This is a genomic window from Bacillus sp. CH_70 (assembly GCF_038007045.1).
GTDB classification, from domain to species: domain Bacteria; phylum Bacillota; class Bacilli; order Bacillales; family Bacillaceae_G; genus Bacillus_A; species Bacillus_A cereus.
The window spans coordinates 4,563,149-4,586,059 of the sequence record NZ_JBBOWL010000001.1; the positions used below are offsets into that span (position 1 = coordinate 4,563,149).

Below are 22,911 nucleotides of genomic sequence, written 5' to 3' on the forward strand. Positions count from 1 at the left end.
GGAGTGATATGATGAGAGTCGCCATTTTTACCGATACTTTTACGCCACAAGTTAACGGGGTTACGAAAACGTTAGAACGATTAACAAGTTACTTTCAGAAAGAACAGATCGCCTATTCTGTTTTCGCCCCTCAACATACAGCTGAAGATAATTTCGTGGCTAATGTGAACAAGATGAGAAGTATCCCGTTAACAATATTATATCCAGAATGTCGCTTTTCTTTTCCTACTCCGCGTATTAAACGGGAACTTCATTCCTTTAAACCTGACATTATTCACATTGCCACACCTTTCAACATGGGACTTTGTGGACTGTATTACGCCAAAAAATTAAACATCCCAGTTGTCGGTTCTTATCATACTGATTTCGATGCGTATTTACGCTATTACAAAATTGAATTTCTCTCCAATATGCTTTGGAACTATTTAAAATGGTTTCATAGTCATATGCAAAAAAATTTCGTTCCCTCCCCTGAAACATTACATCAATTAAAAAATAAAGGCTTTCAGGCCCTCTCCATTTGGGGACGTGGTGTAGATTGCACACTCTTTCATCCAGCTTACAATACAGACCTATTCCGAAAAAAATATAATATTACAGCGAAGTATGTTCTTTCCTATGTAGGACGAATTGCTCCTGAAAAAGATATTGATACGTTGCAAAACCTTATCGTTAAAACATCGCATACTCGAAACGACATTCATTGGCTCATCGCAGGAGACGGCCCTCTAGCAACAAATTTGCGTGAAGCTGTTCCGCAAACAAATGTCACTTTTACTGGCTATTTACAAAGTGCAGATTTAGCTGAAGCATATGCTTGTTCTAACATAATGGTATTTCCATCAGCTACTGAAACATTCGGAAATGTCGTACTTGAATCACTCGCATGTGGTACACCTGTTATTGGTGCAAATAGTGGCGGGGTTAAAAATATTATTACAGATGGAAAAACGGGAATTCTTTGTCCCCCTAAAAATGTGGATGCATTTCTATCATCCATTTATTCTTTATTGCAAAATGAAGAAAAACTTGAGCAAATGGGAATAGCAGCTTCATCTTTTGCGAAATCAAAAAGCTGGGATGAGATCTTTCGCGGCTTACTTAACCAGTATGAAGAAGTCATTCAGCATACCGCATCAGAGTTACTTGCTTGAACAGAAAAACTCCCTTCAAAAAACGAAGGGAGTTTATTACACACTTGTAAATTTTAGTTGAATGAATGATACATAAGGTGAAATATCATTTATTTCCATATTCATTATAGCAAAAATAAACATAACTAAACAGACTTGTAATAAAAACCCATAAAAATTAATATATGGTTATACAGTATTTTAACTGTATAATGATTTTAAGAATTCCCCTTAAAATCAACTTACTCACATACCTTTATACAGCAATTGTTCCCCAATTCTGTATATCAAAAAAACCTTTCATTCATTTGAAAGGTCTTTTTGAGCCTGCCCATATTCTTCTTTCGTATTTACATTTATAAACCAACCCGCATTCACTTGTACATCTTCTCCAGAAACATACTTCACATTACATTGTGATAAAAGCTGCCCCATACTTCTTTTTTCTTCCTGAAGTAAAGCATAAATCTTTTCTTTCACGCGGTTATGATACGCCGCAAGTAGCGGTTGTTTTCTTCCATTAATAATAGGTACAACCGCATCATATTCATTGTTCGTTTGCTCCAGTAAAATGGTAAACCATTCATGCGAAACATTTGGCGCATCGCAAGGCATAATAGCATACCAATCTGCTTCTATGTATTCCATTCCTGATACAATGCCGGCAAGCGGCCCATTTCCCTTATAGTGCGGAATATCTTCTATAACAGGAACTTGTACGAATTGCTCTACTCGCTCTTTTATATCAGAATGACTGATGACTACAACTTCTTGGAGCACACTCGTCATCTCTTTCAAAATATGCTCAATAAAAGTACTATCTTGCCAGCTCGCTAACGCTTTTGGCTCACCAAATCTACTCGACATACCGCCCGCTAATACAATTCCAGCCCACTTACTCATTGGCGATGCAGCTCAAATGTAATATGGCCTAATTCCGGTAAAATTAATTTATTCATCGCAAGACGAACCGCTCCGCTCGACCCTGGCATCGAGAAAACTACTTTGCGTCCAATTGTACCGCCAATTGCTCTACTTAACATTGCGCTGCTTCCGATATCTTCTAAATAACTAATCATGCGGAACAGCTCACCAAACCCGACAATCTCTTTATCTAATAGAGCTGACACTGCTTCGATTGTTACATCACGCTTCGTAATACCAGTACCGCCATTTGTTAATACAACATCTACATCTTCCCTATGATAACCAGCTAACACTGCTTGCTGAATACTTTCTTTATCATCTTTTACAATTTCATAAGAGGTTACTATATGGCCCGCTTCTTTTAACAATTCATGTAATAGTTGTCCGCTCTTATCCGTTTCTTCCGTACGTGTATCGGAAATCGTAACAATCTTGCAACGCACTTCTTTTGGAGCTTGTTTTTTATGTTCAGTTACACTCATTTTTTATCTTTCCTTTCTTAAAAACTTTTCTTCATTTTATCATACATATCTTTACACAATTATGTATGAAGCCAATCATGCGCCATGATACAATATAAGTATACTAACCCACAAAAAGGAAAGTGCACTTTCTTATAATCCTAGACTACACATCTTTAGCTACTCTTTATATTTTCTACATAATAGAATTCAATTTTAAAACTTGTACTAAAAAATAAATTGGAGGTCTACATAGTATGGAACTTTATAAAAAATTAACAACAACATTCATCCTCTTATTCATCGCTTCAATCACTGTCGGCTTTTCCTTAAAAGGTGCAATTCCATACGCTACATTAGTAAGCATTATATTCGCGACACTATTTTTACTAAGCAGTGCCTTTTGCGCAGGTAAAGCACGTCAAATGAAAGGTTGATTGCATATCTTCCAGAAGAAACCCACCCTTTGTAAATCATGTAAAAAGGAAATACAAACGTATGAAAAGGCATGACTAATACGAAAAAGTATATTGAGCTAGAAGGCGAAGTATATTGCAAATCATGCATTCAAATTGTAAGTAAAACGAAATAAAAAAAGCTTTGCGCTCACCGCGCAAAGCTTTTTTTCATATATTATAGACCAGCTTGCTCTTTTAAAGCTGCAGCTTTGTCTGTACGTTCCCATGAAAGATCTACATCAGTACGTCCGAAGTGGCCGTAAGCTGCTGTTTGTTTGTAAATTGGGCGACGTAAGTCTAGCATTTTAATAATACCAGCTGGGCGAAGATCGAAGTTGTTACGAACTAGTTCTACTAGTACGTCTTCAGATACTTTACCTGTGCCGAATGTATCAACTGAAATTGATACTGGTTGTGCTACACCGATTGCGTATGCAAGTTGTACTTCTGCTTTGTCAGCAAGACCAGCTGCTACGATGTTTTTCGCAACATAACGAGCTGCATACGCTGCAGAACGGTCAACTTTTGTTGCATCTTTACCAGAGAATGCACCGCCACCGTGGCGAGCGTATCCACCGTAAGTATCAACGATGATTTTACGTCCTGTTAAACCAGCATCACCTTGTGGTCCACCAATTACGAAGCGGCCAGTTGGATTAATGAAGAATTTCGTTTCTCCATCCATTAATTCTGCTGGTACTACAGCTTTAATTACGTGCTCTTTTAAGTCGCGATCGATTTCTTCCCATGTAACATCTGGGTGATGTTGTGTAGAAATTACGATAGTATCAACACGTACTGGTTTACCATTTTCATCATACTCAACTGTAACTTGCGTTTTTCCATCTGGACGTAAGTATGATAATGTATCATCTTTACGTACTTCAGTTAAACGGCGAGCTAATTTGTGAGCAAGCGAGATTGGAAGTGGCATTAACTCTTGTGTTTCATTACATGCGAAACCAAACATTAAACCTTGGTCTCCTGCACCAATTGCCTCAATCTCAGCGTCAGTCATTTGACCTTCGCGTGCTTCTAGCGCTTGGTCAACACCCATAGCGATGTCAGCAGACTGCTCATCGATAGATGTTAAAACAGCACAAGTTTCTGCATCGAATCCGTATTTTGCGCGTGTGTAACCAATGCCTTGAATTGTTTCACGAACGATTTTTGGAATATCTACGTAAGTAGAAGTCGTAATTTCCCCCGCTACCAATACTAAACCAGTTGTTACAGTTGTTTCACAAGCTACACGTGCATTTGCGTCTTTTGATAAGATCGCATCTAAAATTGAATCAGAAATTTGGTCACAAATTTTATCTGGATGTCCTTCAGTTACAGACTCAGATGTGAACAGATGACGTTTTTTTGTCATGTGGTAAACCTCCCTACAGTAATTGTATATATTGTACGGAACTCATCCTTAATTTGCCACAAACTGCGACATACATTTATTCTCCCACACAAGCATACAGAAAAACCTTTCCTACTTTACATAGAGGAAAGGTTTAATTTGCTACTTGCATACTGCTTTTTGCCCTTCGCTCTTATCGTTCGAGACCTGTAGCCTCGCACAGGTTTTAGCACCTATTCACCTGCATTTATCAATACAAGTGAGGTTGCTGGGCTTCATCGGGCCTGTCCCTCCGCCAGCTCGGGATAAGAGAGTATCCGTCCCAACCTATACTAAAGAAATGATATTCATTTGTCAATTAATATTCACATTTTCCTGAAAGTTTTTCTCAATACGCCTGAAATGAAATATTAATAGGGAAATAATGCATTCACACAAACAAAAAGAAATAAATAGTATACATTATTTATATAATTGTGTTATACTCTTGTTGGGGATTACGAGAAATATTTCATTAAATGAAAAGGATGGTATATAAATATGAGTACTGTGAATGTCCAAATTGGTTTACACGAATTATTGAACGGAAGCAATGCACAGATTCAACTAAGTGTTCCGCAATTAGTGGAAAAAGTATTAATGCGAAATGAAGGGAAATTAACTTCGACTGGTGCCGTTTCTGCTTCAACTGGAAAATATACAGGACGTTCTCCTAAAGATAAATTTATTGTGAAAGAAGCATCGGTTGCTGACAAAATTGCTTGGGGAGCTGTGAATCAACCGATTTCTGAAGAACATTTTAATAAATTATATACTAAAGTTTTAGAATACTTAAAAGAAAAAGAAGAGTTATTCGTCTTCAAAGGATTTGCAGGCGCTGACCGCAATTACCGCCTACCAATTCAAGTTATTAACGAATATGCATGGCACAATTTATTTGTACATCAATTATTCATTCGTCCAACTGAAGAAGAATTAACAACTCATGAATCAGAGTTCACAATTGTTTCTGCACCGAATTTCAAAGCTGATCCAGCTGTTGACGGTACAAACTCTGAGGCATTCATTATGGTTTCATTCGAAAAACGTATCGTACTAATTGGTGGTACAGAATACGCTGGAGAAATGAAAAAATCAATCTTCTCTATTATGAACTTCTTATTACCTGAACAAGATATCCTTTCTATGCATTGCTCTGCAAACGTAGGTGAAGAAGGCGACGTAGCACTATTCTTCGGTTTATCTGGAACAGGTAAAACAACATTATCTGCTGATCCAAACCGTAAATTAATCGGTGATGATGAGCACGGTTGGTCTGATAACGGTGTATTCAATATTGAAGGCGGTTGCTATGCAAAATGTGTAAACCTTTCTCACGAGAAAGAACCACAAATTTTCGATGCAATCAAATTTGGATCTGTTTTAGAAAACGTTATCATTAATGACCAAACGCGTATCGCCGACTACAACGATACTACTTTAACAGAAAATACTCGTGCTGCATACCCTATGCATGCGATCGACAATATCGTACTACCAAGTGTTGCTGGACACCCAAATACAATTATTTTCTTAACTGCTGATGCATCTGGCGTATTGCCTCCAATCAGTAAGTTATCAAAAGAGCAAGCTATGTATCATTTCTTAAGTGGTTACACTAGTAAACTAGCAGGAACAGAGCGCGGCGTTACATCTCCGCAAGCTACATTCTCAACTTGCTTCGGTTCACCATTCTTACCACTTGATGCATCTCGCTACGCTGAAATGCTTGGTGAAAAAATCGAGAAACACGATGCGAAAGTATTCCTAGTAAACACTGGCTGGACTGGCGGCGAGTACGGAGTTGGTAAACGTATGAACTTAGGTTATACTCGTGCAATGATTCAAGCAGCATTAAGCGGCGAACTTGCAAAAACTGAAACAGCTAAACATGACATCTTCGGTCTTGAAGTTCCACTTCACGTACCAGGTGTACCTGACGAAGTGTTAATGCCTGAACAAACTTGGGCTGATAAAGCTGCTTACAAAGCAAAAGCAATCGAGCTTGCAAATGAATTCAAAGAGAACTTCAAAAAGTTCGAAAGCGTTTCTGAAGATATTATTAACTTAGGCGGTCCAATCGCTTAAATTAAAACTTTCTGTTGGAATAACCCTTTACTCATATGAATAAGTGTCGTGTAACCGTAAAGTTTCGCGTACTCACCGACAAAACCCAATGCGGCTTAACGGTTACACACACTTACATAAAAAAGAAGCTTACGTGAAAACGTAAGCTTCTTTCTATATCTTATATAAGGTGAAATGCTAATCTCTTCATCTGTGATCTAGATTATAAAATTACAGCTTCGAATATATACATTATATCCCTACTCGCTACATCTCTCGGGTTTCACATCGTATGGGGTTAAAAAAGGCCCTGACCGCTTCTATTCGTGGCTGGATCATCTATTCCATCTAAAAAGAAGTCTTTTATCTTTTTATCTCTTTTAGCTCTTTGTTAGTTCTTTCTCATCTTTCATGCTATAGTATCCTAAATTCACAACGATTAAGAAATAACCACCCATAATCCCTACTGCAAATGCCCACATTACCATGTGGTGCTCAATTTCGTACATAATAATAGCACCCAAAATGGCAGCTGCAAAACGGTTAAACATACCGAGTGTCGGTGCTTTCGTCTTCTTTACAATACTATCTCCAAGCTTCTCAATTCTTCTCCCTAAAAGCCAAACGCAATACATACTTACAATAAGCCCAATTCCAGCGCCTAAAAAGTGTGCTGAAAACGGTGTTAACATCCAACCTAGTAACAAAATACCTAGTATATAATACGATTGGATTTTAAATGATCTTAGTGACATACTAATCATGCTGTACCTCTCTTCATTCGTTCTTATCTATCCGACAAAAAATTTCTTTCAAATTCATATTCTTTACATCCATTTCACTCAAATTAAAAACAACATAAACAGTATGTTTATGTTGTTTAAATGTTTTTAGAAAATAATATTATACAAGATTTCAAACATTATATTCTCATATTTTGTGACGGTTTTTCAAACTTTTTTCGTCCATTTATGAAAAAAATGATATCAATCTATGAACATACGGATATGATGTAATAAGCACACAAATAAAGGGGGCGTCTAATGATTTATTTTTTAATGGCTCTCATTCACCTCATTATCCCTGCACTTATTGGACTTTCATTGTATTGGTACACGAAAAATCATAGCATTTTTTACGCTGTCCTCGGTGTTCTTCTTCCAGGTATTATTCTTATTACACTCTTCCGTATTCCATTTTTAAACTTAATTCCACTTATTACTGCTATCTTGTTTCTCATCTTCTTACCAAAAATAAAAAAATAGGAAAGCAGATCATAGGTGATCTGTTTTCCTATTTTGATATAGGTTCCCCTGCAATAGAATGAACTTTTACTTTCTCCGATTTCACAAACCATAGACCGACAAAAATGATAATTCCACCGATGATTTGTTGAAACGATACATATTCATTTGCCCAGACAGCTGCAAATAGAACCGCTACAAGCGGCGTTATATACATATATACCATCGTATGTGACGCCCCAATTTTTTGAACACCAACATACCACATTACTAGACCAAATACTGTTACAAAGAAAATAGAATATAGTAAAGCAAATAGTGTCATTCCGTGAGTAATGTGAAATGGCATGACAAACACATGTGGACCACTTAACAATAATAGCGGAATCGCACCCACTAATGCAGACCATGCAGTAACACGTAATGCTGAATATTTTTTAATTAATGGTCCTGCTAAAACAGGATAAAGCCCCCAGCATATTGATGTAATAAGTCCAATTCCATTGCCATAAAAAGAACTAGTAAGTGAATGTCCTGCTACTAAAACTAAGGCTGCACCAACAAAGGCAGTCATAGAACCGATTAACTTTCGAGAAGAAAACTTTTCTTGTTTCAAGAAAATCGCAAATGCAGTTGTAAAAATAGGTGAAATAGAAATGAGTAAAGAGGCATTTGTAGCGGATGTATATTTGACAGTTTCCATAAATAACGTTTGATACAGTACAATACCTACAACGCTAACGATAATTAATCTAGGTATATCCGTTCGCTCCATATAAACCGACTTTTCAATACAAAAGGTAAGGAGTAACAGAAGCGGTGCCGCCGCCATCATACGAAGTGCAGTAAATTCAATTGCTGTAAATTCTAAAAATCCATACTTTGCAATCGTATAGTTAATCCCCCAAATAATAACAACACTTAAAATTAATAACTCAATTCCCCATCTTCTCATGCGTATCCCCTCCGCAAATAAAATTATACAGAAAATTCAATCACATGTACATTTCATTATGTGAAAAAACCTTTTTACTATTGGGACGTTTTGGTAAATGAAATTATATCGGCGATTTTCTGAATATATCGGCGCAACTCCATTTATATCAGCGATTTTTTCAATATATCGACAATAATAGCGACTTATAAAATAAAAAAATGTGAGTCCAAAATACATTTTGGACTCACATTTCCTTTACTATACTCGAACGTGTAACTTCATATTTGGATTATAAAACTGGCTTGGGCTCTTCAACTGAAAAGTTCCTCCACCTTCATGCCAATCAACCGTTAACTTATCATCCATAAATACAAGCTTTGTACGATCAGCGATAAAATTCATTGTGCTTGATTCAATATCCACATCGCGCTCATCTTTTTCTGCTACAGCTACTAAATCGATGATTCCGCTCATAACACAACCGCAACCCTCATTATCGTAAAATAACTTTATATATTTCGCTTCACTCGGAATCGTATCCATAATCTTTTTATATGCTGCTTCTGTTACAGTAACGTACATATGTTAATCTTCATCCTCTCTTCTCTTATCATTCATATATTGTATCACCATTTTTCTCAAAAATTATATACAGAAAATTAAGACTAATATACAATGTATGTGATAAAGTTTCAGCAATCGAGCTTTTATGAGTAGTTCATGCAGGAGAAAGGATGTTTACTATCCGTGTTCAAACTACAACGATATCCTATGTTATTAGGTCTATTTAGTAGTTTCTTCATTTCTAGCGGAATGCTATTACAGCATGTACTTCCCTATTCTCCTTCTATTGACTGGATTCTAGGTTTTATTTGTTTCCTATCCGCTTCTTATTTTGCTACGAAGAATACAAACAACTCATAAAGCAAGAATCATCTTAAGGAGGATTATCAAACATGCCAGCCTTAAAAAAAATAGAGCAATCACTCGATCACTTATTTCAAATTGAAAAATACGGAAAAGATAGCGCCTTTAGTCGATTTATCCCAGCCGTATATGATCCTATCAAATTTCCTTGGCAACAATTTTTCGAAGCAAATTTTGTAGATTTATTTAACGGCCTTATGATGCACGGATCTGAAAATGTAAACAAAGTATTTTTAGCTGTATTCCCTACAGATGACGTTCTTGAAACATTCATTTCACAATCCACACCCGGTGATTTACTCTTTATGCACCATCCCCTTGTAATGGAGTGCGGTGATCCAATTGGAAGATCAGGCCGCGGTTTCATACCAATTCCTGAAAAATATTTGCAAGGAATAAAAGAAAAACAACTTTCTATATATACATGTCACGTACCAATGGATTTTCATCAAACACATGGAACGAGTATTTCAATTGCAAAAGCATTAAACGCTACTGTAGTGGACGACTTTGCATATGGAGGTCCAGAACAAGAACCAATTGGCCTTATTTGTGAAATAGATGAAACATCAACAGAAGCACTCCAAAAACATCTAAAACAACTCTTCCACATTCCTTACACAGACTTCGAAGGTAAACGACATGATTCCATCAAAAAAATCGCAATTATCGCTGGATGTGGCGATGTTGTATCTTTAATGAAGGAAGCAGAAGAAAAAGGTGCTGAAGCATATATTACAGGAGAAATCCATTGCCATATCGACAATGATTACGGCCGACATAAATACTCGCTCATTATGGATTATGTAAAAGAAACGAATATGTCTCTAATTGGTGTGTCACACTCTGCCTCTGAATATTTAGTAAAAGAGACATTGATGTATGATTGGTTTAAAGAGAATTTTGATGTGGATGTTATTTTGCTTCCGCAGGAGAAATGGTGGCTCTAACACTATCATTTTTTAAATTTATATACACAATACAACCGACCACAGAAAAATAGATAAATGAGAAAGCACATGTACCTACGTAAACGCTTTTATTGTGCCGAAAAATGAACCTACTGGTAGCACCGACTTTACTGGTGCTACCAGTATTACAGCTGGAAACCTATTTTTGTGAGAGGATACAACCGCTCTTTATATTCATACTGCAAGTGCTGTATATTCTGGTTTTCTAATTACTAACATATAGCAATTCATTTCATAAAAAAAGACCCGAGATTCGGGTCAACAAATAGAAATATAAATGAACTACAACAAATAACAGACAAAGCCATTATATATTTTTCGTAGTAAAACATCCATTAATTTCTTTTTACACTATCAATATATTATTTTTCGTTATCGTCCTCTTTTTTAGAACGTCTACCTAAGAAGAATACAAGAACTAATAATATAATTAACAGTAGTACTCCGCCGATAATGTAATATAGTGTGTAGTCTTTTTTCGCTTCTACCGCTGTATCATTTAACTTATCAGCTGTCTTTCCTTCAATTGTAAATTTCTTCGTCCATTCCCATTTTTGATCGCCATCAGTGGCTTTCACTTCTACTCGGTACGTTCCTGGATCAAATGCTTTGTTTTCCCAGCTAATAGCGTAATCAAAGTTTGAGTTTGGCGCCATTCTTAAATTTTCTTTTTTCGCTTCAAATAAAATGTCTGTACCTTTTTCTTTATATACCTTTGCATCAACACTTAAATTTTTTAACATTGCTGGCTTTACGTTTTGTAAATTTGCAGTAACAACGTTACGCCCGTTAATTTGTGTTGGCTTTACTTCGTTTAATTTCATGTCTGGTTTTACTTCAGCATCTGTTTCTTTTAAAACAACACCAATTGCGTATGCATATTTATTTTCAATTTGCACACCTTCATCTTTTTTCTTTGCATTCTCATCTTCTTTTTCTTTAAAGTATAAACCACCTAAAATAACACCATCAAACGACTCATTTGGCATTTCTAGGTTTATATCAACTGTCACTATGCTGTTAGCTGGGACTTTCGTTTCTTTTGGCATTTTAGCAATTTTAGAAAACGGATATTTCAAAGTAGAATCCGTTTTTGGTTCTACTGTACTATAATCTGTAATACCATTGCTATTCGTAATTGCTGTATTAGCAAACGATTCTACCACAACTTCTTTATTCGTATCATTTTTCATTTGGACTTGAATTGTTTGCTTTTGTCCAGGTTGCATTTTCAAATCAAAATACGTTTGATTTTTATCAATTTGATTTTCTGGTATAACTGCTGTCACAGCGAATTTCATTTCAGCTGCATATACTGAAAAAGCGTTTACCATGAAGAATGTAATTAATAGTAAGCTAGTAAATAGTTTTTTTACCATCTCTTATGTAATCCCCTTCATATCCATTTTATAGACAAGAAAGAGACAAGGTTAAAGCCATTCCCTTATCTCTTCTCATTTTCCTCTTTTATCTTAAAATTCCTCTTACTTACATAGGAGCGTCTGTTAGTTCCCAAGTTAGTGAAGTTGTGTATTGTGTTTGTTCTTTTTTCGTTTTACCTGGTACAGATAACTCTACGCTTTGTTTCGCTTCTGTTGCATCTTTACCAAACGTATTTACCCATGTACCCATACCTTGGTTTTCTTTTGCATCGATTAAATCAGATGCTGCACCACTTGGATTTAATGTGATAGATTGTTCTGCTGTTGGTGCGTCGCTACCTGCATTTGATTTCAAAGCTGAATTTTTTAATGTTAATGCCGCGCCATCCAACGCTTTATCATCTGCAGTTTTGAATTGACCATTTTGTTTTACTGTTAAATGCCATCCAGCATTTGTACCACGATTATCTGTTACTTGAACGTAGTTCGGCACGTCAATTACAGAACCGTCTACTTTTTTCTTTACTTTATCTAATTCTGCAAAGTAGATTTCGTTATTCCCTGATGCTTTTTGTGTTTTAAAGTTGAAGTTAGATACATAATCAATACTTAGTGGACCATCTGTACCTTTTTTATCTGGATCAACTGGATCTACAGTTTCATCTGGATTCTCTGGATTAACAACATCAATTTTATCTGTATTTTTCTCGAATTTAATGAATGCTTTTGAGTCTAATTTCCCGCCATCTTTCTCAGCTGCAAATGCAGACGTCCCTACTGATACTGATGATAATGTTACCGCTCCAATTAATGCTATTTTTGCTAGTTTCATAGTTTTATACCCCTTTATGATCATTTTTAAAATTCAGTCATTCTTAATTTTAAATCTTGTATAAGCTTAGTTTGGTGTATCTTCTAAAGTCCAAGTTAACTCAGCTGAATATTTCGCACCTTTTTCTTTCGCTGTCGTACCTGGTACGAATAAGCTCACACTCTTTTTACCTTGTTCTGTTCCTTTACCGAATGCAGTCGTCCAATCACCCATACCTTTATTCTTTGCGGCAGTAGTAATTTCCACCGCATCTCCACCTGGAGCTAGCGTTACTTTATTTTTAAATGTTGTAGGTGCATATTGTGCATCAGTTACAGAATTTACAGCTGGGTTACTTAAGCTTAAAGCTGCATTTGTTAACTCACTATTACCACTTTTAAATTGTGCATTTTGCTTTACTTTCAATTTCCATCCTGCATTTGTACCACGGTTATCTGTTACAGATACGAAGTTAGGTACTTCAACTGTTTTGCTCCCTTGTTTCACTTTATCCAATTTTGCAAAGTACGTTTGATCATTACCAGAGATAACTTGCTCGCCGAAGTGTAAGTTAGAAACGTAGTTAATACTTAATGGACCTTTTGTTCCTATTTCATGGTCACCAGGGTTCTCTGGTGTAACTTTTTCATTTGGATTTTCTGGATTGTTTGGATCTGTTGTGCTTGTATCTTCAATAAACGTTACATCTGTTTTTGATTTCATATTTGCTTTCTCTTCCGCAAATGCTGAAGTTCCTACTGCTGCAACTGATGTTAATGATACTGCACCGATTAATGCTAATTTTGCTAGTTTCATATGTACCTTCCCCTTTTCTCTGTTTTCATCTATTTTTTATTTTGAATACACTTGCTTTCCCTTAATTCTTTTGAATACATATAGAGATAAAACAATTGAAAACAATCCTATATATTGTTTGAAGTCCCGTGTCTGGCCTCCTGTTTTCGGTAAATATTTATCTCCATTTTTATTTTTATCAACTGTCTCTTTTTTTGTATTTATCTTTGTCGGATCAGTTGATGTATTTGGTGTATAGCTATTCGAAAATGTAATACCCGCTTTTGAATTCGTACTTGTAGCCGTTACTACATTTGCCATAAGAAACGGCACACATATAACTGTGGAAACGATAATACCAACTATTTTTTTCATTACTCTCTCCTTTCTAAAATTTATATATTTCATATATTTTTAGAGAGGAGCATCGGTTAATGTCCATTCTAGCTGTCCAGCATATTTAGTATTTGCTTTGACATTCGGCCCTGGTTTTACTTGTAAATGAATTCCTTCGTTTTCCTTCCAATTTAGTGAAACCTCCTCGTCGTTTTTAGAAGTATACGAGAATGCTTCTATACTAGAAGTACTTAAAGGTGTATCCTTTCCATTTCGTTTGTAAATCAATGCTCCTGTCAATGTGTCATTTTGCGCTGAAGTTAATGGTGTAATTTCCTTTACATATACACTCCATTTTTGCTTTTTAACACGATCATCGGTTACCTTTAAAGGATTTGAAATCGCCTTCGGTGCGTATGTCGTTGTTTTCGATGGAATTGTTAAATCTCCAAATGTAATTTCTTTTGGTACGTCTACTAACTTTAAAGTCCCATCAACGACAGTAACCGGCACTTGAATCTCCGCTTGTACACCTTGCTTCGTTTCAATTACAACCGTTACAGTATGATTCCCTATTGTTTTGGTATCTGGAATATTGATTAACTTCACTACTGATATTGGTTTATCTACATCCAAATTCGTATCTACAGATAAATCTGTCACAAATTTAGAAATATCCATTTTTGTTAAATCTGTTCCTTGCACTACTTTTTGTAGGACTGGTTTCCCAGTTGGAATACCTTTATACCTTATTTTTGCGATTCCATCTCGATTACTATCTTGTCCATTCTTATCGCCATCTAAATAATTTTTAGCTGACACCGGTATTTCAAGATAACCACCTTTGTAATATTTCATTACATCAGCACCTTTTACAGGAGAACCTGTAATTGTCATTTCATAAATTTTCCCGTTGAATTCTTCTGTTTTTAGCGCATTTACTTTCGCAACCGCAGTGACTTTATTGTTTGTCCTGCTAATATCAAAGAAACTACTTACATCATCTCCACTCTCCACATCTTGAATGGAAACATCATTCACAGTAAAATCCTTATTCACTTCACTTTCTAATACAAAAGATTTCGCATAGTGAATCTCTTTCGATTGAGCAGGCATATTTTGATATACCTTATAAGAAAGTTGACGGGAATTATCTTCCACAATATCTCCTATTACACTTGGAGCTGGAATTTCAATTTGTGCAATCGCTAATTGGTCGTATGATACATTAACACCTGAAGCATTTAATCTAACTTCTAGCGGTAATTCTGTTAAATTATCAAATGTAATTGTCATATCTGCTTCTGGAGTAGCTACTGGACCTGCTGTGCCAGAAAACTCGATTTTATTATTCCCTTTGTCTTGATACCTAATTGAACTCGTATCATACACGTATAAATTCGTTAAATGACTACCATCATTACGTAACGTTACATTTTTATAACTATTTATCCTTTTGAAATTCCACATTGCCGTTAATGGTACTTTTTTACTTGTTCCGTGTTCATAAAATTCAAAGGAAGCATTATAAGTTTGTCCTGACCTTCCGTTCCCATATAATTGTAAAAAGTTTTTTGCATCACCTTTAGTTATTGGTGTTTTAACATCTACAGATGAAGCTGTCATAGAGTGAATATTAATACGGACATCAATCCATTTCCCTTGATATTCACCAGCTTTTTTTACTAATACGTACTGTTCTCTATTTGAATTTCTAAATGTATATTGACTTTGACCAGTTCTGTCATTGCTACTACCCTTTACCTCATATGTTACTTGTGGGCTCCAAACAAATCTAAAAGCATATTTACCCGAGATAGAAGGCCCTTCACCTGTTCTATTATTTATTACCTTTACATTTGGATATTTAAGAATACTTGTAACAGGACTAGCAGCTAGTAGAGATTGGCTCTTTAATACCTTCTCAGCTTGAATAGCAGGTAATTCCTGATTATTTTCGTTTATCCTATTGCTCTCTTTTAATTCATTTTCCTTTGGTACGAGTTCTTCATTAACCTTTTCTTTCGCTAAAGTCTTCGTTTCTTTTGGAACTTCAGCATTAGTAGAATTTATTTCTTGTTTTTTATTTTCTTCCGATACTTTCACTTTTTCACTTATTTCTTTTTTCATAACTTCCTCTGAAGCCTTTGGATTTTCATCAGAAATGGCTACATTTAAAGCCTCTTTTTTCTCTACAACATGTAGAGAAGGAGATTCAATTTTCTTTTCATTCCCTTCAAACTTCACTATCGGTTCAAATTTGTACTCTCCAGCTTTTTTCATTTGAATGACTACATATACGTCACCGATAAAATTACTTTGTTCATTCTTTTCAATTTTTACAATGTGATCTTCTGTTACTGAAATGTTTTGAATCGCTTTATTGTTTTCGTTCATTTTTTTCGTTTCTGCTTCATTGAACAGCTGTTCATTAGATAATTTCAGCTCGATATTAGCATCTTGTTTATTTGTATTTGTAATCTTTAATACTACATTTTCATCAACTTTTATTTCTTGTTTATCCATATGAACGATAAAACGTCCTTGCTCGTCGTTTGTAACCGCATAAACTTTCGTTGCAGAGTAATCTAGCACACCAACTTGCGTAAATAATATTCCTCCAGCGAGAAGTATACGCCCAAATTTACCTATTTGATTTTGCAATGTACTTCCCTCCCTCACTTCTTATGAACCGAATATTTCGAACATTAAATTTATTATTCAGCTAAATTTACAATCATAATGTGTATTCCTAGAAAATAAAAAGCCTGGTTGCCTTTTCGATTTTCATACATCACAACATGTGTGAAAATCCAAACTGCAACCAGACTATCATAGTAATTTTCATTACCTTAGACTCTTAGCTTTGCGACCTATCCTTTCGAACAGTGTGCCCATTTATTTTTTCTTTTTGAGACAATAAAAAATCTGGTTGCCTCTTCGATTTTCATACATACAACTATGTGTAAAAATCCAAACTGCAACCAGACTATCATAGTAATTTTCATTACCTTAGACTCTTAGCTTTGCGACCTATCCTTTCGAATAGTGTGCCCATTTATTTTTTCTTTTTAAGACAATAAAAAATCCGGTTGCCTCTTCGATTTTCATACATACAACTATGTGTGAAAATCCAAACTGCAACCAGACTATCATAGTAATTTTCATTACTTTAGACTCTTAGCTTTGCGACCTATCCTTTCGAATAGTGTGCCAAAAATAGGTATTTATTTATCGTGTTTTGAATATACCATTAAAACCCAAAAAAGAAAATAGTTTTTTTAGAAAAAAACAATTAATTTTTATAGTCTAAATTTTTTACTGGAAAATCCATAATAAAAACTAAAAAAAACATTTTGATCTTAGAAATACATCATACATTCTTTATCGATAAAATGAGATTTTTACTATCCACAAATAGCAAGATAAAATAGAAAAACATCACTTACTTGGAAGTGATGTTTTTTCTATTTAATGCAGTGGTAACATAACCTCAACCGTCGTTCCAACCCCAACTTCACTTTCAAAACTCATTTTACCGTTGTGGTCTTTAATAATTTTTTCTGTAACTACTAAACCTAGACCAGTTCCTGTTTCTTTCGTTGTATAAAAGGCTTCATTTAACTTTGGAATTTTATCTTTCGGAATGCCGCATCCCTCATCTTTCACTTGAATGATGATTCCATCTTTTACAGTAACTTTAATCGTAATTGTTCCGCCAACTGACATTGCTTCAATTGCATTTTTAATTAAATTAAAAAAGACCTGTTTTAATCGTTTTTCATCACATGTAATTGATGGTAAGTCTTTACTGTAAATACCTTGTATGTAGACTCCTTGTTTTAAAGCAGGCTTTTCCATAACTCGAATAACATAAGAGATAATTTCTTGTATGTTATGAGTTTCTGATTCTAGTGATTTAGATTTCTCAAATCCACTAAGTTCTGTAGCAATTATATGAATCCGATCTACTTCTTGTTTCATAATATCACTATAAATTTTATCCTCTGGATGCTTGTCTGCTTGTTTATTCACAAGTTTTTTTAAGTTTGCTAAAGGTCTTCTAATCTTATAACCAATAACCGTTGCCATCTTTCCAACAGCTGCTAGTTTTTCTGTCTGTTTTATTTCTTTGTCCATCATCTCAAGCGTACGAACATAAGACTGAACCCTCAAAAATATAATCCAACATATGATAGTAAATACGCTATACAATGCCATTGGGATTAAAACGAGAGAAGATTGAATAATGATTCCTGTAAGAGCATACTTTCCGACAAGTATCGCTGGAATTAACCAGAAATATCTTTTATTCACAAAGATTGGTGCAAACAAAATAAAAAATCCTTCTACTATATTTCCACCGTCAAATTCTGCATCGCTACCATAATAAATCATAATGTTATGGATAAAATCTAATACATTATAGCCAATTAGAATAATATACTTTACCGCAAAAGCATTCTTCCATTTCATAAAGTATATCCCAACGCAAAACAATACCACCATCAAAAAGTAAAGCCATAAACCTAAACCATCTTCAAACTCACCTACACCTTCTTGCTCTCCACCGATTAACGGTACGATAAATTCATAAGCAAGATCATATACAAAAAATATAATGAAAAATAAACTTAAAAATGCTTTCAGCGCCTTTATTTCTTCGTTTTTAAATATATAGCCTTTATTCATATGGTAACTCCTAGCTTTTCTTCCACTTGGATTTCAGTATTTCCACACTTCTTTGGGAGAATGATGTCTATTCTCGTTCCAGTATCTCTTTCACTTGAAATATGCAGCTCACCAAGGTGCTCGGCGACAATTCGATTCGCTACCGTAAGTCCCAGACCAATTTTATCTTGTTTCGTTGTATAAAAGGCCTCTGTAACACGAATTAAGTTTTCTTGCTTAATACCATGACCATTATCAATCACGCTGATCATTACATACTCTTTCCCTTTATTTTCTAATCTTACATGTAATATGCCATCTTGTTCCATTGCCTCTAAAGCATTTTTTATCGTATATAAAAAGACTCCTCTTATTTTTCGTTCATCACATTCAACTTCTATTATTTTTTCTTCCACATTAGAAATAAACTGTACGTTTAATTCATTCATTTTTTCGCGAAGACTTGTTATTACTTGTAATACAATTTTTCCTACATCATGTTTCTTATAAATAGAAGGTTTGCATGTAGCAACTTCCATTAACTCACTTATCATATTATTCATATTTTCTATTTCAAAAATCATACGTTTATAAATAGGATCCTCTTCATGCTTCTCTCGTTGTAATTGCGTAAATCCTTTTAATGAAGCGAGTGGATTTTTAATTTCATGTCCAACCGTCGCTGCCATTTTTCCGATTACTGCTAATTTCTGTGATTCGCTAGCAATCGCAATACTTTCCTTTACAGCTGAAAGATATTGTAAAAATCGGTTTAAAATGATATACGCCGCAATTAGCATAAGTGTATACATAATAAGATACATAAATGCTTTTACTTCCTCTAATACAAATAAATAAATCAAATATTTTCCTACAATAGAAGAAAGTAAAATCACATAAAATTTTTTATTTAAAAATATGGGTACAAAGAAAATGAGAATAATTTCTATTATATTTGTCGCATCAAACGCCGCCTTATTATAAAAAATATATGAAAATATATTAGCGATTTCTATCCCTATGTATGCAAATATCCATGCATATTTAACAAGGTTTGCCTTCTCTTTTTTCATTAAATATATATTCACGCACAGTATTGCTACTCCGCAAATAACTTGCCATACTATGTTGTATCCCTTATCCATTATTGATTTATCGTCTAATACGATTGCATAGAAAATTTGATATACAATAACAATGACATATAACACCCATAAAAGGATTTTTGCATTCTTTTCTTCTTCTTTATATGATAGAAAACTTTCTTTCACTTCAACACCCCTTCAAAATAATATCTCGAAGAATACCATTTATTATAATAAATGATTTTCATAGACAAACAAAGATAAATCGAACATTTGAGGAAAATCATCCCAACGACACAACATCTTCATGCTATATACAAGCATAAAAAACACAAAAAATAATACGTATATTATGGGAGGTGTTTTTTATGGACGGCAAAAAAAATAAAAAGACAGAACAACTCCAATCTTTCACGCGTGAAAATGAAGGAAAGGAGATGACAACAAATACAGGTGTTAAAATTTCAAATGATGAAAACTCTTTAACTGCCAGTGATCGTGGCCCTACCCTTCTAGAAGATTTCCTTATGCGAGAAAAACTTTCTCACTTTGACCGTGAACGAATTCCAGAACGAGTCGTTCACGCACGAGGATACGGAGCACATGGCATTTTTGAGTTATATGAATCTTTAGAAGAGCTAACAATGGCCCACTTTCTACAAGACCCTTCAAAAAAAACACCGCTTTTTATTCGTTTCTCTGAAGTAGCTGGATCAAAAGGAGCAAATGAAACGAATCGAGATGTAAGAGGATTCGCCGTTAAATTTTATACAGAAGAAGGAAATTTTGATTTAGTAGGAAATAATATTCCCATTTTCTTTATTCAAGATGGCATTAAATTTCCTAATCTTATTCACGCCCTTAAACCAGAGCCACATAATGAAATTCCACAGGGTCAAACAGCACATGATACTTTTTGGGACTTCATCGCCAACAATCAAGAATCAGCTGCAATGATGATGTGGATTATGTCCGATCGTGCAATTCCAAGAAGCTTTCGAATGATGCAAGGATTTGGCGTTCATACATTTCGTCTAGTTAATAAAAATGGAAAGTCACGATTCGTGAAATTCCACTGGAAGCCAAAGCTTGGCGTTCATTCGTTAATTTGGGATGAAGCACAAAAACTAGGTGGTGCTGACCCAGATTACCATCGCCGTGATTTGTGGGAAAATATTAATGCTGGAAACTATCCTGAGTACGAACTTGGCATTCAAATTTTAGAAGAAGAGGACGAATTTAAATACGACTTCGATATATTAGATGCAACGAAAATTTGGCCTGAAGAAGATTTTCCCGTTAAAATCATTGGGAAAATGACCTTAAATCGCAATGTAGATAATGTATTTGCTGAAACTGAACAAGTGGCACTACACCCTGGAAGTATCGTCCGTGGTATTGACTTTACCAATGACCCTCTCTTACAAGGTAGACTCTTTTCTTATACAGACACACAATTAGCACGCGTTGGTACAAATTATCAAGAACTACCGATTAACCGTCCAATATGCCCATTTCATAACAACCAAAGAGATGGTGCGTCTAAATATATAATCGACAAAGGAAAAGTTGCCTACCATAACAATTCCTTAGCAAAGAATTCTCCTTATACTGTACCTGGAACAAAGGGGGGATTCGTTACATATCCTTCTACTGTATCTGGTCATAAAACAAGGGAAACTGCTGCTAGCTTCAAAGACCACTTCTCTCAAGCTCGTTTATTTTGGAATAGTATGAGTCACTTCGAAAAAATCCATATTATGCAGGCTTTCTCCTTTGAATTAGGAAAAGTCAAAAGTAAATCTGTCCGCCAACAAGTCGTGGATATGATTGGACATATTAGTACAGAATTGGCTACTTTAGTTGCAGAAGCTCTCGGAGCAAAAGTCCCAAATGTGCAAGAATCCAACGTTACAAAATCATCTCCAGCACTAAGTATGGCAAATACAACCTTTAGTCCTAATACATTACGAGTAGGTGTCATTGTTGCAAATGGATATGATGGACCAAGCGCACAATATATAATAAATCAGTTCAAACAAGTAGGTCTTCAACCAGTGATCGTTTCCGAACGATTAGGCATAGTGCAGGGAACGCCAAATGGACAGTGGGAAGTAAATGATACTTTCTTAACAGGCTCACCACTCCTTTATGATGGATTACTTCTTATTGGCGGAAAGATGGATGATCATTTTCTTAACAAAGCAAGTTCATTTGTCGTAGAATCATATAATCACTTTAAGCCGATTGGCTCCTTCCAAAACGGCTCTTCTATTATTCAATCTTTAAATATCGAAGGAAAGCCTGGTGTTTTAATAGAACAAGACCCTACGCGACTAGCAAATGAATTTATTAAAGCTATGACAAAACAACGCTTTTGGGATAGAGCATATTCATAAAATAGGGGGAAATTTATGTTTGTTACTGTCGAGAAAGATGTGCATATTTTTGTGCAAGACGTTAATCCTGGTCCAGGTAGTAAGACTGTTTTCTTCGTTCACGGATGGCCTTTAAATCATCAAATGTATCAATATCAACTCAATGTTTTACCAGAGCATGGCTTTCGCTGTATCGCCATGGATATACGAGGGAATGGACAATCTGATAAGCCATGGACTGGTTACACGTATGATCGATTAGCCGATGATATCGCAATTGTTCTAGAAGCACTCCAAGTAGAGAACGCTACATTAGTCGGTTTCTCAGTTGGTGGTGCTCTTTCTATTCGCTATATGTCTCGCTATAATGGGCGCCGCATTTCTAAGCTCGCATTAATTGACGCTGTCTCTCCCTCTTTCGTTAAAAATCAAGAGTCCCCTTACGGTGTACCGAAAGAACAAGCAGATGCTCTCATTAATCAAATGTATGCTAATTTACCAAAATTTTTAAATGATGTATCTTTATCCTTTTTCAATAGAAACTTAGGAGCTGCAACCCTTGAATGGTTTTCTTATCTCGGTATGCAGTCCGCTTCTTATGCCCTTATCAAAATTTTACAAGCAGCTGCAAATGAAGATGTAACGAAAGATTTAAATAAAATTAACGTCCCAACAAAAATCTTCCACGGCGTTCACGACCAACTAATTCCTTACAAAAGTGCTGAACTTACGCAACAACGAATTAAAAATTCTCAGTTACATGCTCTTACAAATAGTGGTCATGGTTCACCAATCGATCAAGCGGATGAATTAAATAAAGAACTGATAAAATTTTTACAGACATAACAACTGCAATACAAGAACGAAAGTTAATATAATCGTTTTTATAAAACATAAAATTCACACATTTCTCACAAATACACAAATAAAACGAT

At 35.2% G+C, this 22,911-nt stretch carries 20 protein-coding genes and 4 riboswitches; of the genes, 7 read left to right on the plus strand and 13 right to left on the minus strand.

Annotated elements, in window-relative coordinates:
- The first annotated feature begins 11 nt into the window (after positions 1–11).
- Positions 12–1,154, plus strand: coding sequence for a glycosyltransferase family 4 protein (locus tag N2V79_RS23355; RefSeq protein ID WP_053563512.1), 1,143 nt, complete (start codon positions 12–14; stop codon positions 1,152–1,154).
- A 279-nt stretch (positions 1,155–1,433) separates the two neighbouring features.
- On the opposite strand, the gene N2V79_RS23360 is transcribed toward N2V79_RS23355, so the two are convergent.
- Both N2V79_RS23360 and N2V79_RS23365 read right to left on the minus strand, forming a co-directional pair.
- Entirely contained in the window at positions 1,434–2,036 is a 603-nt protein-coding gene (locus N2V79_RS23360; RefSeq protein WP_078400711.1) for a molybdenum cofactor guanylyltransferase, read from the minus strand.
- Positions 2,033–2,542: a MogA/MoaB family molybdenum cofactor biosynthesis protein gene (locus N2V79_RS23365; protein ID WP_078400712.1), complete on the minus strand. Its 510-nt coding sequence runs from the start codon at positions 2,540–2,542 to the stop codon at positions 2,033–2,035. Before N2V79_RS23365 ends, N2V79_RS23360 begins: the two co-directional genes overlap by 4 nt.
- Before the next feature lie 236 nt (positions 2,543–2,778).
- Here N2V79_RS23365 and N2V79_RS23370 point away from each other — a divergent pair, with 236 nt between their 5' ends.
- Complete coding sequence (locus N2V79_RS23370) at positions 2,779–2,958, plus strand: hypothetical protein (protein ID WP_000424797.1); 180 nt, start codon at positions 2,779–2,781, stop codon at positions 2,956–2,958.
- A 196-nt stretch (positions 2,959–3,154) separates the two neighbouring features.
- On the opposite strand, the gene metK is transcribed toward N2V79_RS23370, so the two are convergent.
- Positions 3,155–4,354: a methionine adenosyltransferase gene (gene metK / locus N2V79_RS23375; protein ID WP_000163117.1), complete on the minus strand. Its 1,200-nt coding sequence runs from the start codon at positions 4,352–4,354 to the stop codon at positions 3,155–3,157.
- A 169-nt stretch (positions 4,355–4,523) separates the two neighbouring features.
- Positions 4,524–4,645, minus strand: a riboswitch (SAM riboswitch).
- 228 nt (positions 4,646–4,873) lie between these two features.
- Here metK and pckA point away from each other — a divergent pair.
- On the plus strand, positions 4,874–6,460 hold the full coding sequence (gene pckA / locus N2V79_RS23380) for a phosphoenolpyruvate carboxykinase (ATP) (RefSeq protein WP_053563510.1): 1,587 nt from the start codon (positions 4,874–4,876) through the stop codon (positions 6,458–6,460).
- Between the two features lie 359 nt (positions 6,461–6,819).
- Here the strand turns inward: pckA and N2V79_RS23385 are convergent, their stop codons facing one another.
- A complete protein-coding gene (locus N2V79_RS23385) occupies positions 6,820–7,203 on the minus strand; it encodes an ATP synthase subunit I (protein ID WP_000624926.1) in 384 nt (127 codons plus the stop codon).
- 279 nt (positions 7,204–7,482) lie between these two features.
- Here N2V79_RS23385 and N2V79_RS23390 point away from each other — a divergent pair, with 279 nt between their 5' ends.
- Positions 7,483–7,704 carry a hypothetical protein gene (locus N2V79_RS23390; RefSeq protein WP_000639042.1) on the plus strand — a complete coding sequence of 74 codons (222 nt, stop codon included), beginning with the start codon at positions 7,483–7,485 and terminating at the stop codon, positions 7,702–7,704.
- 28 nt (positions 7,705–7,732) lie between these two features.
- On the opposite strand, the gene N2V79_RS23395 is transcribed toward N2V79_RS23390, so the two are convergent.
- Positions 7,733–8,638: a DMT family transporter gene (locus tag N2V79_RS23395; protein WP_088024859.1), complete on the minus strand. Its 906-nt coding sequence runs from the start codon at positions 8,636–8,638 to the stop codon at positions 7,733–7,735.
- Positions 8,639–8,878: 240 nt separating this feature from the next.
- Positions 8,879–9,202, minus strand: a complete 324-nt coding sequence (locus tag N2V79_RS23400) for an iron-sulfur cluster biosynthesis family protein (RefSeq protein ID WP_000289570.1) — start codon at positions 9,200–9,202, stop codon at positions 8,879–8,881.
- Positions 9,203–9,576: 374 nt separating this feature from the next.
- Here N2V79_RS23400 and N2V79_RS23405 point away from each other — a divergent pair, with 374 nt between their 5' ends.
- Entirely contained in the window at positions 9,577–10,497 is a 921-nt protein-coding gene (locus tag N2V79_RS23405; protein ID WP_254489370.1) for a Nif3-like dinuclear metal center hexameric protein, read from the plus strand.
- A 383-nt stretch (positions 10,498–10,880) separates the two neighbouring features.
- Here N2V79_RS23405 and N2V79_RS23410 read toward each other — a convergent pair whose 3' ends face one another.
- The 7 genes from N2V79_RS23410 to N2V79_RS23440 form a co-directional block, all read right to left on the minus strand.
- Entirely contained in the window at positions 10,881–11,897 is a 1,017-nt protein-coding gene (locus N2V79_RS23410; RefSeq protein ID WP_095690109.1) for a DUF916 and DUF3324 domain-containing protein, read from the minus strand.
- Between the two features lie 109 nt (positions 11,898–12,006).
- Complete coding sequence (locus N2V79_RS23415; RefSeq protein ID WP_000761506.1) at positions 12,007–12,732, minus strand: WxL domain-containing protein; 726 nt, start codon at positions 12,730–12,732, stop codon at positions 12,007–12,009.
- 66 nt (positions 12,733–12,798) lie between these two features.
- Complete coding sequence (locus tag N2V79_RS23420) at positions 12,799–13,527, minus strand: WxL domain-containing protein (RefSeq protein ID WP_000761531.1); 729 nt, start codon at positions 13,525–13,527, stop codon at positions 12,799–12,801.
- A 36-nt stretch (positions 13,528–13,563) separates the two neighbouring features.
- Complete coding sequence (locus N2V79_RS23425) at positions 13,564–13,881, minus strand: cell wall anchor protein (protein ID WP_340720251.1); 318 nt, start codon at positions 13,879–13,881, stop codon at positions 13,564–13,566.
- Between the two features lie 39 nt (positions 13,882–13,920).
- Positions 13,921–16,506: a WxL domain-containing protein gene (locus N2V79_RS23430; RefSeq protein WP_340720252.1), complete on the minus strand. Its 2,586-nt coding sequence runs from the start codon at positions 16,504–16,506 to the stop codon at positions 13,921–13,923.
- Between the two features lie 152 nt (positions 16,507–16,658).
- A riboswitch (cyclic di-GMP riboswitch) is annotated at positions 16,659–16,747 on the minus strand.
- Between the two features lie 71 nt (positions 16,748–16,818).
- A riboswitch (cyclic di-GMP riboswitch) is annotated at positions 16,819–16,907 on the minus strand.
- Positions 16,908–16,978: 71 nt separating this feature from the next.
- Positions 16,979–17,067, minus strand: a riboswitch (cyclic di-GMP riboswitch).
- Between the two features lie 246 nt (positions 17,068–17,313).
- Positions 17,314–18,534 carry an ATP-binding protein gene (locus N2V79_RS23435; protein ID WP_053563505.1) on the minus strand — a complete coding sequence of 407 codons (1,221 nt, stop codon included), beginning with the start codon at positions 18,532–18,534 and terminating at the stop codon, positions 17,314–17,316.
- Positions 18,531–19,784 carry an ATP-binding protein gene (locus tag N2V79_RS23440; protein ID WP_078400715.1) on the minus strand — a complete coding sequence of 418 codons (1,254 nt, stop codon included), beginning with the start codon at positions 19,782–19,784 and terminating at the stop codon, positions 18,531–18,533. The genes N2V79_RS23435 and N2V79_RS23440 overlap by 4 nt, the downstream gene beginning before the upstream one ends.
- A gap of 182 nt (positions 19,785–19,966) precedes the next feature.
- Here N2V79_RS23440 and N2V79_RS23445 point away from each other — a divergent pair, with 182 nt between their 5' ends.
- Positions 19,967–21,997 (plus strand): catalase, encoded by a 2,031-nt coding sequence (locus N2V79_RS23445; RefSeq protein ID WP_340720253.1) that lies wholly within the window; start codon positions 19,967–19,969, stop codon positions 21,995–21,997.
- A gap of 15 nt (positions 21,998–22,012) precedes the next feature.
- Positions 22,013–22,822 carry an alpha/beta fold hydrolase gene (locus tag N2V79_RS23450; protein WP_000498279.1) on the plus strand — a complete coding sequence of 270 codons (810 nt, stop codon included), beginning with the start codon at positions 22,013–22,015 and terminating at the stop codon, positions 22,820–22,822.
- Positions 22,823–22,911 lie beyond the last annotated feature (89 nt).